This window comes from Cyclobacterium sp., assembly GCF_014762705.1.
In the GTDB taxonomy this organism is placed as follows: domain Bacteria; phylum Bacteroidota; class Bacteroidia; order Cytophagales; family Cyclobacteriaceae; genus Cyclobacterium.
In genome coordinates, this window is record NZ_JABURL010000050.1 from 122,826 (window position 1) to 136,251 (window position 13,426).

The window sequence follows — 13,426 nt, forward strand, 5'->3', positions numbered from 1 at the left end:
ATTAATTCAATGCTTTTTACAATTATATGAATTTTATCTTTATTTTTAATTTTGTAGTCCATATAATTTAAACCTATAAAAGGCTTTTATGCCTTATTTTGTTTAAGAAAGGGTTTTATTTTTTTTTAAAGTTGACTGTAATCCGCATTCAGGGGGAAAAAGTAGATCAAAAAAACGAAAATTCCAGCCTACATTAAGTAGCAAAGGTCACATTATGAATCAAGTTTGTCTGATAAATTGAATATTCCGCTTTAATCCTTCCCATTTGCTGCGTTTTAAGGCCGACTTTTTAAAAACCCGGCTAAAAGTTTCTTTGGTCATTTCCTGCCAATCCAGGGCTTCCAGCTCTGGATGGGGTAAAAATTCAGGTTCCTGATGAGGTCTTGAAAAGCGGTTCCACGGGCAAACATCCTGACATATGTCACAACCAAAGGCCCAATTTTCCATTTTTCCCTTAAATTCAGTGGGAATTTCTTCCTTCAGTTCAATGGTAAGGTAGGAAATGCATTTGGAGGCATCCACCAGGTTGTCCTGAACAATGGCATCGGTAGGGCAGGCATCGATACAGCGTGTACAGGTCCCGCAATAATCTTTGGTAACGGGGTTGTCATAATTAAGTGGAAGGTCGATGATCAACTCCGCAAGAAAAAAAAAACTACCGCTGTTTTTATTGAGCAGCAGGCTGTTTTTGCCCGTCCAGCCCAGGCCAGCTTTTTGGGCCCACTGTCTTTCCATGACAGGTGCACTATCCACGAAAACCCTGCCATCGATCTCACCAATTTCATCCCTGAGGATTTCCAAAAAGTTTTTGAGTTTGTCCCTGATGACAAAGTGGTAATCTTTCCCATAGGCATATTTGGCAATTTTCAGGTCTTCTTTCCCTTCAGGTAGCTTTTGTGAAGGGTAATAATTGTACATCAGGCTGATCACCGATTGGGCCTTATCTACCAGTTTTCTGGGATCAAGTCTTTTGTCAAAATGCCTGGCCATGTAGGCCATTTTTCCATGGTAATTTTTTGCCAGCCAGGCGTCCAGTTTTGGAGCTTCTTCTTCCAGGTATTCCGCTTTGGCAATCCCGCAATAATCAAAACCCAAATTACGAGCAGTTTTTTTGATCAAATGTGTGTTTTTCTCCTGTAGTTGCATCTTCAAAATCAATGGGATCCTTCCAGTTCGAAGCTATAAATCAAAAAGACTCCCGGATTGACCCCCAAAATCCGGCTTCAGTTTAAGGTGTTTGTAGGCCAATTCAGTGGCAGTCCTTCCCCTGCTGGTTCTTTTCAGATAGCCTTCCTGAATCAGGAAAGGTTCATAGACTTCTTCAATGGTTTCTGCCTCTTCTCCACAGGCTGTGGCGATGGTGGAAAGGCCTACCGGACCTCCGCTAAACTTCTTGATAATCGTCAGAAGAATACGGTTATCCATCTCATCAAGCCCATTTTCATCCACATTCAGGGCATTCAGGGCAATTTTAGCGATGCCCAGATTGATGCGGCCATCTCCCTTGATCTCTGCAAAGTCCCGTGTTCTCCGGAGTAGCGTATTTGCAATTCTTGGTGTGCCTCTGCTTCTTCTGGCAATTTCATAGGCGGCTTCTTCATCCAGCGGAGTGCCAAGTATGGAAGCTGATCTTTTGACAATGGTGCAGAGCAATTCCGCATCGTAATACTCCAGTCTGGCATTGATGCCAAAACGAGCCCTGAGGGGGGATGTAAGCAGCCCCGATCTTGTGGTGGCTCCCACCAGGGTAAAGGGGCTCAGGCTGATCTGCACAGAGCGGGCATTTGGACCTGAATCCAGCATGATGTCGATACGGAAATCTTCCATGGCTGAATAGAGGTATTCTTCCACAATGGGATTTAAGCGGTGGATTTCATCAATGAAAAGCACATCACCATCCTCCAGATTGGTGAGCAGTCCCGCCAGGTCTGAAGGCTTGTCCAGTACCGGGCCAGAGGTAATTTTCAGGCTGGATTCCAGTTCATTGGCAATGATATGGCTCAGGGTGGTTTTCCCCAGTCCAGGGGGGCCATGCAACAAGACGTGATCCAGTGATTCGCCACGTTTTTTTGCCGCCAACACAAATATCTTTATGTTCTCCACAGTCTTTTGCTGACCAGTGAAATCATCAAAGCTTAATGGCCTAAGCGCTTTTTCAATTTCCTTGTCACCGGGAGCCATGCCCTCCTGGTCTCCGCGCAGATAATCTTCTCTCATATGATCTTCCTAAGAAGTACAAATATAGAAAATTCATCCCAGCTTTGCAGACGATAGATCAGCCTGCCGGGGAATTGTAAATCAGGATAATGGGTAAAAACGATGAGCAATTAAAAAATAAGAATTAACTTTCGGAAAATTAAAACAAGCCTTGTTTTATGCGAAAATCAGCCAAAAAAAATATCATTTACAGCATTTTGTTGTTGTTGGTGGTATTCATGGTTTACCTATACCGACAAAGTAAAGACAGTCCGGAGCAACCCAAACAGGATGATCCAAAAATGGTGGTTTCTGGTCCAACCATGGGGACCACTTACCGGATTGTCTACCTGGATGAGGGAAGAAGAGATTTTAAGGAGGAAATTGATGCATTACTGGGCGAGATTAACCAGGCTTTGTCTACCTATATCCCCGAGTCTGAAATCAGCAGGTTCAACAGAATGGATTCCCTGGTTTTTGATTCGCCCCACTTTTATCCGGTATTGGAAAAAAGTAAGGCCATATACGATGCCACCAATGGGGCTTTTGACCCCACAGTAGGCCCCCTGGTGAATGCATGGGGTTTCGGCCCTGAAGGAGCTACTTTAAAAGACAGTGCGGAAGTGCAACAGATTTTGGATCAGGTGGGTTTTGATCAGTTGGTTTTTGATCAAAAGGGCATTAGAAAGGCCAATACGGATGTTTACCTGGACCTTAGTGCTATCGCCAAAGGGTACGGGGTGGATAAGCTGGCAGAATATTTAAATGAAAAGGGTGTTCAGAACTACCTCGTGGAGGTTGGAGGAGAGTTGGTCAGCAAGGGTGTAAATGACAAAGGTGAATTGTGGAAAGTGGGCATTTCCCGTCCGGACGAGGAAGGTCTTGCCAATGAACTATTCAGTATCCTTGCACTGGACAACAAGGGTATGGCTACCTCTGGAAATTACCGAAATTTTTATATTAAGGATTCCGTTAAATATTCCCATACCATCAGCCCCTATACGGGATATCCAGTTGAACATTCCCTTTTGAGTGCTACTGTAGTAGCTGAGGATTGTATGACCGCAGATGCCTTTGCCACGGCTTTTATGGTGTTGGGTATCGAAAAAGCCAAGGAAATTTATGAGTCAACGGATGGTTTGGAAGTTTTTCTTATCTATAATGATGACCGGGGTCAGATGCAATCCTTTGTAAGTGAAGGCCTGATTCCTTATATTACTGCTGTGGATAAGGAATAATCCCAATAACCCTGATTACATTATGGTGCATTTTATTTTACTTTTTGTTGCTGCCTTAGGTGCGGGCTTATTGGCTTTGATTATTCCAGAATGGAAGGAAAAGAGTTTTAAGCTGGGCTTGATATTTGCCGGAGCCTATCTATTTGCCATTACCATATTGCATATTTTGCCGGAACTATTTGCTGATCAACAATCTGCCTATTATATGGGTTTATACATCCTGCTGGGATTTTTGCTGCAACAGGTTTTGGACTTTATGTCCTCAGGAATTGAGCACGGACATATCCACGACCACAGCGGACATGGTATGGGTAACAGCGTATGGACCCTGATGATCGGTTTGTTTTTGCATGCTTTTCTGGAAGGTACTTTGCTTTCCAAGCAACCCATGCTTGCCGGGCACCATCATGGCAGTGAAACCCTTTTGATTGGGATGATTTTACATAAAATGCCGGAAGCTTTTGCTTTGGTTGCGGTATTGATGACCCGGATGAATAAACCAGGGGTTCTTTCGCTGCTTATTCTTTTCGCCCTGGCCTCTCCTTTGGGAATGATTTCTACCGATTTTCTTTTTGATCAGCAGCTGATCGGAAGGGGAACCTTAAATATTTTGTTTGGTTTGGTAGCCGGGGGCTTTCTTCACATTTCTACCATAATTTTCTTTGAAAGCTCCCCACAACACCGCTTTAATTTGCACAAGTTGCTGATTATTTTGCTGGCCTCCGGTATAGCTATTCTGACCGAGTTCATCATATAAAAAAAATGCCGGAGCCTTATGTTGCCATAAGACCCCGGACAAACCCTACATTAAAAAATAACCAACTTCCCTTACGGATTTCCAACTTCACTTAGCTTCGTTATCCGTTCTTCATTTCTTTAACATTCGAAATTTAGTGTGTAAAAAATTATAAAACCAATATTTAAACAAATAAATTATGGTAAAAATGTACATAATATTTTATTTATTCTGAAATACATTATTTTAGCTGTGGAAAAATTTCAAACTGATAATATTGTTTTTGGCCCTGGAAAAAATTCCTTTAGTAAAATTCAATAGGCTCTTTTTCAGTATATTAGCTATGTTATGTCCAATAATTCTTGAAAAAAGATTGTTTTTTTTTCAGGGGATTACTGAAAGGTTTTAAAAATGGCTTCGGTGGAAGCTTTATTTATTAAGGAAATTCAAGGCAATTTGATTGAATGCTTCAGGTTTTTCCACATTGACCACATGTCCGCAGGCAGGAACAACCTCCAGTTTTGCAGAGCTGTGGTTTTTCACCAGCTTGGTAATGGAGGGCAAAAACATGTAATCTTCCTCACCCATGACATAAAGCGTGGGGATCGGGGTTTCTTTGATTCTGAAAAATGCCAATAATGGATTGACTTTTGCGGCCAGGGTAAACCAGCGGATAAATTCTTTTTGATAAAGCTTTTTGGCCTCCTGCACAAAAAGATTCCTGGATGCTTTGTGGTTCTTCTTAGGCATGATAATAAAGGCAAATAATTTATACAAAAGCAAATAAGGGATGACGGACTTTAGCAAAATACCCAGGCGCATCAGGATCTGACCCCGGATATTCAATTTCATGATGGCTCCTGCCAAAATCATGCTGCTCACCCTCTCAGGATGTCTTTCTGTAATCTCCCTGATAATGATGGTTCCCAAGGATATGCCTACGAAATGAGATTGCTTAATCCTTAGGTGATCCAGCACCTCAATGACTTCGTCGCCAATAACGTCAAACGAATATTGCTTCAACTTTTCATAAACGTGGTTTTTGGATTTTCCGTGTCCACGTAAATCTACCAGCAATACATTGAAAGATTTTTTAAAATCCCGGATTTGCCTGAACCATATGGCACTACTGCCACCCGCTCCGTGCACAAAGGTAACCCAGGGGGCATCTTTATCAAGTAAATATGTGGTGTAATGGAGCATGTAGATTTTAAACTGCAAATCGACCGCTAAGGTTTAAACCGGAGCAATCTGTCTGTGGAAAAAAAATTTGGAGAATATTCATTAATCTCGTTTAATAATTTCCCAATAGCTTTTGGGCGCTTTATAGCGTATTCTAAAACCCAATAAGTGAAAAATTTCCTTATTAAGCCAGCGTGCAATCGCCGGATTGACCAAATACCTGTTTTCGGAACGGGCTACTTTGGATACTCCGGGAAGTAAAGGCAGCAAATCTGGCAAAAAGGTTTTTCTGAGCCATTTGGACAATCCAAGCCAGAATGAAGAAACAGGTTTCACGATAAAAAAGCCGTCCTGACCCTTATTTTGGTACAAAGGAAGGAATACCATGCCCCTGTACCGGCTAATTACTGGCAGGCCATTGTTTCTTGCCAGTTCATACCCTTTTTTAATGGGATTGAAATTTGAAAATCCGGGTTTCATCTCAAACCTTTGGTCCGGGCCTATCGGGTAACGGCATAATATTTCATAAAATCCGCTTTTTATTCCCAAATTATTTTTTAAACACATCTCCTCCCGTTCGATATCATTGGAAGACATGTCGATTATCCCCAGATGGACCATACAAAGTTTGATAAATGCTTCATGTCTCCTCTCACTTTGAGGATCGTCATGTTTCCCTGCTTCAAAACCTAAAGCTGGATAGCCGAGATCATTGATATGGCTCATCAGAGGCCCTTCGAGGTATTCTTCTATTCCGAGTACCAGAGGCACAGGAAAATGTTTGGCCATGGAGCGATTGGGTAGGGTATCATTGAAAGGTAAAAAGGCGCAACTCTCTGAGGAAGTGGTATGGAGGTCGGTAAATAAAATTTTTCCAGCCCCATAAACTGCTATTATGGAATTGATCAGTTGATCCAGCAGCGCAAGTTCTTTAAGCTCTGGATAGCTAAAACCTGGCTCTTCCTGGTCTTTCATCCGCACCAGGGTCAAATTTTCACTGGTCCAGATCCGGTTGAGGTCTTTGGTAATATATCTTTGATGGGATTTCAGGGCCTCAGCGTTTCCTTTGAGCACAAAAACATTTCCCTTCAATTTAAATTTCCCAGGGTTTTTATCCTGGAAAAGGGTTTTCATCGCATTAACAGAGGCAGGCTCGTTGCCATGAATGCCAACAATGATTACCAGGGTAGGCAATGTTCTTCCCTGATGGTTGGCAAAAATGATCCTTGAGTTATTTGTCGTCAGAAGTGTTTCAGGCATTGTTCTTCTGATAAAGCTTTTCCCAAATTCCTTTGGCATCCTTATCGGTTACCAATCCGATAAGCCGGTCCCCATCCACCACTGGCAAGCTGCTTATTTTTTTATTGACCATTAATAGCATGGCATATTTGATGTCGGTTTCCGGACCGGTGGTGATGACATCCTTAATCATGATATCTTTTGCAATTTCCATTCCATCCGTTTTTTCCCTGTTCTTTTTTAAAGTAGATGTGGTGATTAAACCCTTTAATTTACCTTGTTTGTCTTCTACAGGAATGTGATGGATGTTATTCCATTCCATGATTTTTTCCACCAGGGTGACCAGGTCATCCTCCTGCACCGTAATGAGGTTGGTGGTCATGATATTGCCGATCCAGTCATACTGTATGGGGATGGCTTTCAGTTCTGCTGCTGCCGCTGCCAACCACTCACTTACCGGTTGATCTGCTTTCCTGCGTTGTTGCATGGCTGCTGTAAGGGTAACCATGGCTTCATCCCTGCTCATGTGTTTTTTAATATTCCGATAGCTTTTTATGAGCCAACTGCTACCCGTTTGACCTGATTTAATTCTTTTTTGAATGATATCCAGGTACCTGTTTGATTCTTCTTCAGGAATGCCTGTTGCGGAGAGCCCTTTTTTTGCCAAAGGCAGAAGTTGATCAAGCATGAGTTTTTGGACAGGTATCATCCGGCCATTCCAGACCATACTGCTGAATATACCCGAAGTAGCTGCCCGGTAAAAATTACCTTTGGTATCTTCAAAGGATTTCCTTTGCCAGGATCCCTTATATTGTTCAGGCATGGCCTTCATCAGGCCCACCCAGAGTGCCAAATTGGCCATTTCGTCTATGATGGTGGGTCCGGATGGAAGGTATCGGTTTTCTATTCTTAAATGAGGCCGTCCATCGGTCGTTCCGTAGCAAGGCCTGTTCCACCGCCAGATCGTACCATTATGCAGCTGTAATGCCTGCAGTTTGGGTATGCCTCCCTCTTCCAGAACGGTTAAGGAATTATCCGTTGACTTATGGGTAAGGATCAGGGGAAACCGGGCGATGTTTTCTTTGTAGATTTCCGTGGTTTCCCGGATCCACTGATTTCCAAAGGATACCCGTTGTTCTCTTTCCTTCAGGTGATAACCTTTGCTGCGGATGTCGATGCTCTGCTGAAAGAGGGGTATTCTGGTTTCGGACCACAATTCCCTGCCAAACAGCAATGGGGAATTGGTACAAACCGATAACACAGGACCAGAAATCATTTGGGCCCAGTTGTATTGGTCCACAAATTCTTCTTCGCTTACCTGCAGGTGACATTGAAAGCTGGTATTACAGGCTTCGAAGAGGATATTGGTATGCGCCAAAATCAGTTCATCGACTCCCGATATGTTTAGTTCAAAATCCTGACCCCTCAGTTGTTTGATGATTTCATCCAGGGCCTGGTAGCGGGGATTTGGCGTCATGAAGTCCATCTGTCCCGATCTCAGGTCTATGGAAGGCAAAATACCTGTAAGGATCACGGAATCACCAAAACCGGATGCCACCCCTTCAGCGTTTTTAAGGTATTTTCGCAGTTGCTTTTCCATTTTGAAAAGACACCCTTCTTTCAGCTCCTGGGGATCAAGGTTTAGCTCCAGGTTGTACATGGCCAGTTCCGAAGTAAAGTGACTGTTATCCAGTTTCCCAAGGATTAAGGGGCCATTTTTCGAAGGTTTGTAATGCTTGTTGATCAGGGCGAATTCCTGCTCTGCCCCTATCCTTTGTACCTCTTTTTCAATCATTCCTTGCCGGATCATCTGATCCAGCGCTTCGATATCATGAATCAGGTTCTTGAGAAATTTTTTTCTCTCGGAGGCCTTTCTATCGGTATTTACTTTTTGTTCTCCCATCTGTGGCATCAATTTATGCAAGGGACAGGTAATTAGGAAACAAGAGGCAAAGAATCCAAAGGTCAGCTGATAAAAATCATTACCGGGAAAGCCTTTCTACCAAACTATTTTTCCAACCACTTAGAACATATCCAAAAGATTTGTAACATAAATTCTCTGGTGGCATAGCCATCACTTTCAAGTTTATGGTTTTATGTTTTGTGCCACTGAATGAGCGAGGATTTTTGCCCCCTTCTTATTTGGATGTACGCCATCCGGGAATAGTTCGGCATGGGGTGCCAGTGCCGAATGCAAATCGATGACAATAGATCCTGTTTTCATGGCTACTTCCTTAATCAGAGGAACCATTTCTTCTACAATGATTTTTTCGGTGATGCCATAATTGTCTTCAAAGACCGGAACAGGAAGACAAATGTAGATCTTTGCACTAGCGGGCATGTGTTTTTTATAGGTTTCAATCATTGCTACATAGTCTTCTGTAAATGATTCCTTGTGGATCCAGTTATGGGGTTTGGAGTCATTTGTTCCCAGCTTGACGACCAGGATGTCAGGTTCAAATTCCTTTACCTGTTCAAATTGAGGCTCATTCCAGAAAGGGAAATCTCCTTTTTTCATCAGGGTTCTTGCGCTTACTCCAAAGTTTTTTACCAGGTAAGCTTTACCCAGCTTTTTTTGTAATTGTAAAGGATAACTGTCCGGGTGATTTCTGCCTGGCCCCTCTGTTATGCTATTGCCTACGCAGGCCACTTTTACAGGCTGTTGCGCAAAAGCCCCGTGGCCCAAAAGCAAAAAAAGGGCATAGATGATTTTTCTCATAAAGGTGATGGTTCTGCTAAAAGGGAAATTACGGAAATTTTTGAATGATTTGGAAGGATCAATTATTTAAATTGCCTTCAAATTAATAAATGAGTGAGTTTGATTCAAAAAATTTCTTTAAGATTTATCGATAAAGCCAACATGCTATCGCTGGATGTGGTGGCTGGGGCATGTGCTGGCTTGTTCTTTTTCGGGGACATGATGAGGTTGTCCTTGCCTCCCTTTCTTTACATCTTGCTGGGAATGGCCGTTTGGACCATTTATACTTTTGACCATCTTTTAGACGCAAAGAAAATACCCCAAAAGGCCCTGTCCAGACGACATCGATACCATCAAAAGCATTTTAACAAGCTCAGCCTGGTTACAGCCATTATTTCAATACTGGGAATAGTACTTGCTTTAAAATGGCTATCCTGGGATGGGTTATTGGGCGCTGGTCTGCTATTGATTACACTGATTATGATTGTGATCATTGGTTTGCGCTTTGCATATGTAAAATGGGCTGTTTTTAAGGAAGCAGCCATCGCTTTGTTGTATGTTTGTGGTATTGTCTTAGTGCCCTTTTGGCAACAGGATTTTGGGTTTGAGTCCTGGAACTGGTTATTTTATGCTGCTGGTTATTTTGCTTTGGCCTGGTTTAATCTGGTGTTTTTGTCTTATATGGATGCAGCTTTGGACAAGGCGCAGGGCCATCATTCCATAATGACAGTTTTGGGTAAAAAGAGGACCCGCCAATTGCTTTGGGGACTAGTTGCCTTTTCCCTGATGTATATGTTGATCCTTTTTATCATCTTGCCCTCTTTTTATCACCGCTACACCCTGATCTGGGGGATGATGATATTAATTCATGCCATAAGTTTCATGGAGCACCCCAGTAATATAAGCAGTGCAAGGAGGCGGCTGGAACTCTCTTTTTCACTACCTATACTCCTGATTTTATTTGAATAGACCCTGATAAATATGGCATCTCCTGATCATTATCGTTTACTGGCTCCTTTTTACGAAAGCCTGAGCCGCTTGCTGTTGGGAAATCAATTCCAGGCCAGTAAAACCGCCTTTCTACACACCATTGAAAAAGGTGACCAGGTGCTGGTAGTAGGAGGAGGAGCAGGAGCGAACATGCCTGAGCTGCTGCGAAGGTGCGGAGAAAAGGGAAAAGTTGTTTATATGGAAGCTTCCGCTTCCATGATGCGGCAGTGTCGTAAAGGTTTGGACAGGGATCTGTTAAGGCAGGTTGTATTCATTCATGCTTCTGCCTTTGATGCCTTGCCGGATTTGAAATTTGATGTGGTGATCACTCAGTATTTTTTGGACGTTTTGCCGGATGAGCAGATAGATCGCTTATTTGGAGCATTGCAATCTAAAGTGGGCAAGCATACCCGTTGGATTTTTGCAGATTTTTATCCCCTATCAAGCAAAATGGTGCAGCTGAAAGCCATGATCAATACTTTCAGATTGCTCACCAGGCATGCCCGAAAGGACCTTCCGGAATATGAGGGTTATTTTTACAAATGGGGCTGGCAGGAAATGGAAAGCATGATTTATTGCCAGGGTTTTTACCAGGCAAGGATTTATGGTTTCGCCCCCAATTCAATTAACCCCGAAATCAGTTCCTGAAAATAAGCCCCATTGTAGGGGCCATAAAAATTCATGTCCCTTACTTCGTACAAATCTTCCTGGTAGTACTTATCCGGAGTAATGTAGCCGATATAGCCGCCATTGAAAGTGGTGACGATCAGGTTTAAACCCATAGCTGTGGCTTGTTTTTCCCAGTCTTCGTAAAAAACTCCCGAAACTTCACCTGATGAGGAAATGAAAAGTGTATTGCCTATCCGAACGAGGTCAAAATGAGCAGGATAATCGCCAATGGCCCAGTCAAAGAGCCAGGGCCTGATTCTCCAGTTATCGCTGATCCGGAGATGGGGCTCCCGTAGTTTGATGGGAAGCTTCCCTGCCAGAACCTCATGACCTACCAAAGGTTTTGTGGAGGTGGTATCATGAGTCATTACAGAATCTAATTGAAAAGCATATTGACGTATACCTGCAATATCGTTTCCAGGCGCTTTTGGACGGTGGCTTCCCACTGCTCCTGCGGCAAAAATGACCAGGTCCTGCTCCTTTTCCATTTTTTTTGACAGGTAAAAGGGATAATCACCGGACAATCCCATAAAGCGGCTGCTCAGACAGGTGGCATGCGCACTGTAGGTGAGCAGACTGGCAGTTTTTCCATTTGGCTGGGTAAGGTTGATTTGCCGCATATAGGGATCCACCGGATCATTGGCTATTAACCGATTGGTGACAAAATCTCCGGCATGGCTTTTCTTAAAATCTATTTTTACAGTATCCATCCGCCTGAGAGCTTCTTTCAAAGCCAGTACGGTGTTTTCGGCAATTTGATTTACCAGCGCAACATTCCATCCTCCCAAAGCGAAATTACCTACAGGACCTGGAATGGTTCCCCCCATCCCACTGTGGGTATGCGTGGCAGTAAAGTAAAGATGATCTATTGGAACATCTTTTTGTTGGATTACCTCCGTGATGGTTTTTGCCATTTCAGGATGAACAATCAACAATTCGTAATTGATAAAGGCCACTTTAAATTCATGGTTGCCCAGAATGATGGTTTTGACAAAGCTGCTGTCCTGAACAAATTCATAATTTCCCCTCGGTCGGTAAGCTACCAGGGGTACAGGATCATCCGGGGTGATGTTGGCCCTTGCCCATCCCCCCAGCAAATAGCCCTGGTCACTTCCAGACAGGCTAAGGGTATCCAAATACCCTATGGTTTCTTTATAGTATGACTTTTCCTGATAGGGCGTCCAGTCTACCCTTGTAATGCTACCTACGGCCAAAAGGATCAAAAAAACAACAAGACCGATGAGTATCTTAAAAAAAACCCGCATCAACTATCGAACAAGATTAATCCTCATAAGTAAACACCCCATGCCGGCCATCAATGGTTACTTTTTTTCCTTTGTGGGGGACCACCCTTCCGATTATTTTTGCAGAAACCCCAAAAGTTTCAGCCATCCGGATGATCTCATTTGCCCATTTTTCTTCCAGGTAAATCTCCATGCGGTGCCCCATATTAAAAACCTTGTACATTTCTTTCCAATCTGTTCCACTTTCTTTTTGGATGATGGAAAAGAGAGGTGGGGTGTCAAAAAGCTGATCTTTAATCACATGCAGGTCATCGATAAAATGCAGCACTTTGGTCTGGGCTCCGCCACTGCAGTGAACCAGCCCATGGAGAGCAGTGCGGTATTCTTTTAGGATGGCAGCGATTACCGGGGCATAGGTTCTGGTGGGAGAAAGGACTAATTTTCCCATGTCCAGGGGAGTACCTGGTGCCTCGTCTGTCAAACCATAACTGCCGGAATAGACCAAATCCTCTGGCACAGATGGGTCAAAACTTTCGGGATAGGAGGCCATGAGGCTTTTTTTGAAAACATCATGACGGGCTGAGGTTAATCCGTTGCTGCCCATTCCTCCATTGTATTCGGTTTCATAACCAGCCTGGCCAAAAGATGCCAGTCCCACTACCACATCCCCTGCCTTTATCCGGTCATTGGAAATGACATCCGCTCTTTTCATCCTGCACGTTACCGTACTGTCTACAATAATGGTTCGGACCAGGTCGCCTACATCAGCTGTTTCTCCTCCGGTAAGTATGGCATTAACTCCATGATCCCTTAACATTTGCAACACCTCTTCTGTACCATTGATCAGCGCCGCAATGACTTCTCCGGGAATCAGGTTTTTGTTTCTTCCAATAGTAGAAGAAACCAATATATTGTTGACGGCCCCAACACAGAGCAGGTCGTCAATGTTCATGATGATAGCATCTTGAGCAATACCTTTCCAGACACTTAGATCTCCTGTTTCTTTCCAATAAAGATAAGCAAGGGAGGATTTGGTACCTGCCCCATCGGCATGCATGATATTGCAGTATTCCGGATCATTTCCCAAAAGATCCTCCACAATTTTACAAAATGCTTTGGGGAACAGCCCTTTGTCCAAATTAGAGATGGCACTGTGTACGTCTTCTTTGGAGGCCGATACCCCACGTTGCATATACCTTTCGTTCATAACCCTGGCTTTGAAAAAAACAGATAA

Annotated in this window: 12 protein-coding genes; 4 read left to right on the plus strand and 8 right to left on the minus strand. The window is 43.3% G+C overall.

Annotation, left to right across the window (positions count from 1 at the left end; translation table 11 throughout):
- Window positions 1-219: 219 nt before the first annotated feature.
- Both queG and ruvB read right to left on the minus strand, forming a co-directional pair.
- The gene (gene queG / locus HUJ21_RS09775) at window positions 220-1,146 is read right to left on the minus strand and encodes a tRNA epoxyqueuosine(34) reductase QueG (protein ID WP_291369301.1); all 927 of its coding nucleotides are present in this window, start codon (window positions 1,144-1,146) and stop codon (window positions 220-222) included.
- Between the two features lie 33 nt (window positions 1,147-1,179).
- Window positions 1,180-2,217, minus strand: a complete 1,038-nt coding sequence (ruvB, locus tag HUJ21_RS09780; protein WP_166150021.1) for a Holliday junction branch migration DNA helicase RuvB — start codon at window positions 2,215-2,217, stop codon at window positions 1,180-1,182.
- Window positions 2,218-2,375: 158 nt separating this feature from the next.
- Between ruvB and HUJ21_RS09785 the strand changes: the two genes are divergently transcribed.
- Together HUJ21_RS09785 and HUJ21_RS09790 are read left to right on the plus strand one after the other, a co-directional pair.
- Complete coding sequence (locus HUJ21_RS09785; protein ID WP_291369234.1) at window positions 2,376-3,434, plus strand: FAD:protein FMN transferase; 1,059 nt, start codon at window positions 2,376-2,378, stop codon at window positions 3,432-3,434.
- Between the two features lie 22 nt (window positions 3,435-3,456).
- On the plus strand, window positions 3,457-4,191 hold the full coding sequence (locus HUJ21_RS09790; RefSeq protein ID WP_291369235.1) for a ZIP family metal transporter: 735 nt from the start codon (window positions 3,457-3,459) through the stop codon (window positions 4,189-4,191).
- Window positions 4,192-4,599: 408 nt separating this feature from the next.
- On the opposite strand, the gene HUJ21_RS09795 is transcribed toward HUJ21_RS09790, so the two are convergent.
- The 4 genes from HUJ21_RS09795 to HUJ21_RS09810 all read right to left on the minus strand — a co-directional run bounded on the left by HUJ21_RS09795 (window position 4,600) and on the right by HUJ21_RS09810 (window position 9,310).
- Window positions 4,600-5,391 carry an alpha/beta hydrolase gene (locus tag HUJ21_RS09795; RefSeq protein WP_366483683.1) on the minus strand — a complete coding sequence of 264 codons (792 nt, stop codon included), beginning with the start codon at window positions 5,389-5,391 and terminating at the stop codon, window positions 4,600-4,602.
- Window positions 5,392-5,454: 63 nt separating this feature from the next.
- A complete protein-coding gene (locus tag HUJ21_RS09800) occupies window positions 5,455-6,612 on the minus strand; it encodes a succinylglutamate desuccinylase/aspartoacylase family protein (RefSeq protein ID WP_291369236.1) in 1,158 nt (385 codons plus the stop codon).
- Complete coding sequence (locus HUJ21_RS09805) at window positions 6,605-8,494, minus strand: CBS domain-containing protein (RefSeq protein WP_291369238.1); 1,890 nt, start codon at window positions 8,492-8,494, stop codon at window positions 6,605-6,607. The genes HUJ21_RS09800 and HUJ21_RS09805 overlap by 8 nt, the downstream gene beginning before the upstream one ends.
- A 183-nt stretch (window positions 8,495-8,677) precedes the next feature.
- Window positions 8,678-9,310: a GDSL-type esterase/lipase family protein gene (locus HUJ21_RS09810; protein ID WP_291369240.1), complete on the minus strand. Its 633-nt coding sequence runs from the start codon at window positions 9,308-9,310 to the stop codon at window positions 8,678-8,680.
- Between the two features lie 93 nt (window positions 9,311-9,403).
- Here HUJ21_RS09810 and HUJ21_RS09815 point away from each other — a divergent pair, with 93 nt between their 5' ends.
- Together HUJ21_RS09815 and HUJ21_RS09820 are read left to right on the plus strand one after the other, a co-directional pair.
- The gene (locus HUJ21_RS09815) at window positions 9,404-10,258 is read left to right on the plus strand and encodes a hypothetical protein (RefSeq protein ID WP_291369241.1); all 855 of its coding nucleotides are present in this window, start codon (window positions 9,404-9,406) and stop codon (window positions 10,256-10,258) included.
- 12 nt (window positions 10,259-10,270) lie between these two features.
- Complete coding sequence (locus HUJ21_RS09820) at window positions 10,271-10,927, plus strand: class I SAM-dependent methyltransferase (RefSeq protein WP_291369243.1); 657 nt, start codon at window positions 10,271-10,273, stop codon at window positions 10,925-10,927.
- Here HUJ21_RS09820 and HUJ21_RS09825 read toward each other — a convergent pair.
- Both HUJ21_RS09825 and HUJ21_RS09830 read right to left on the minus strand, forming a co-directional pair.
- Complete coding sequence (locus HUJ21_RS09825) at window positions 10,882-12,213, minus strand: alkaline ceramidase (RefSeq protein WP_291369245.1); 1,332 nt, start codon at window positions 12,211-12,213, stop codon at window positions 10,882-10,884. The genes HUJ21_RS09820 and HUJ21_RS09825 overlap by 46 nt on opposite strands.
- Before the next feature lie 16 nt (window positions 12,214-12,229).
- Window positions 12,230-13,399 (minus strand): AIR synthase related protein, encoded by a 1,170-nt coding sequence (locus tag HUJ21_RS09830; protein WP_291369246.1) that lies wholly within the window; start codon window positions 13,397-13,399, stop codon window positions 12,230-12,232.
- Between the last annotated feature and the right edge of the window lie 27 nt (window positions 13,400-13,426).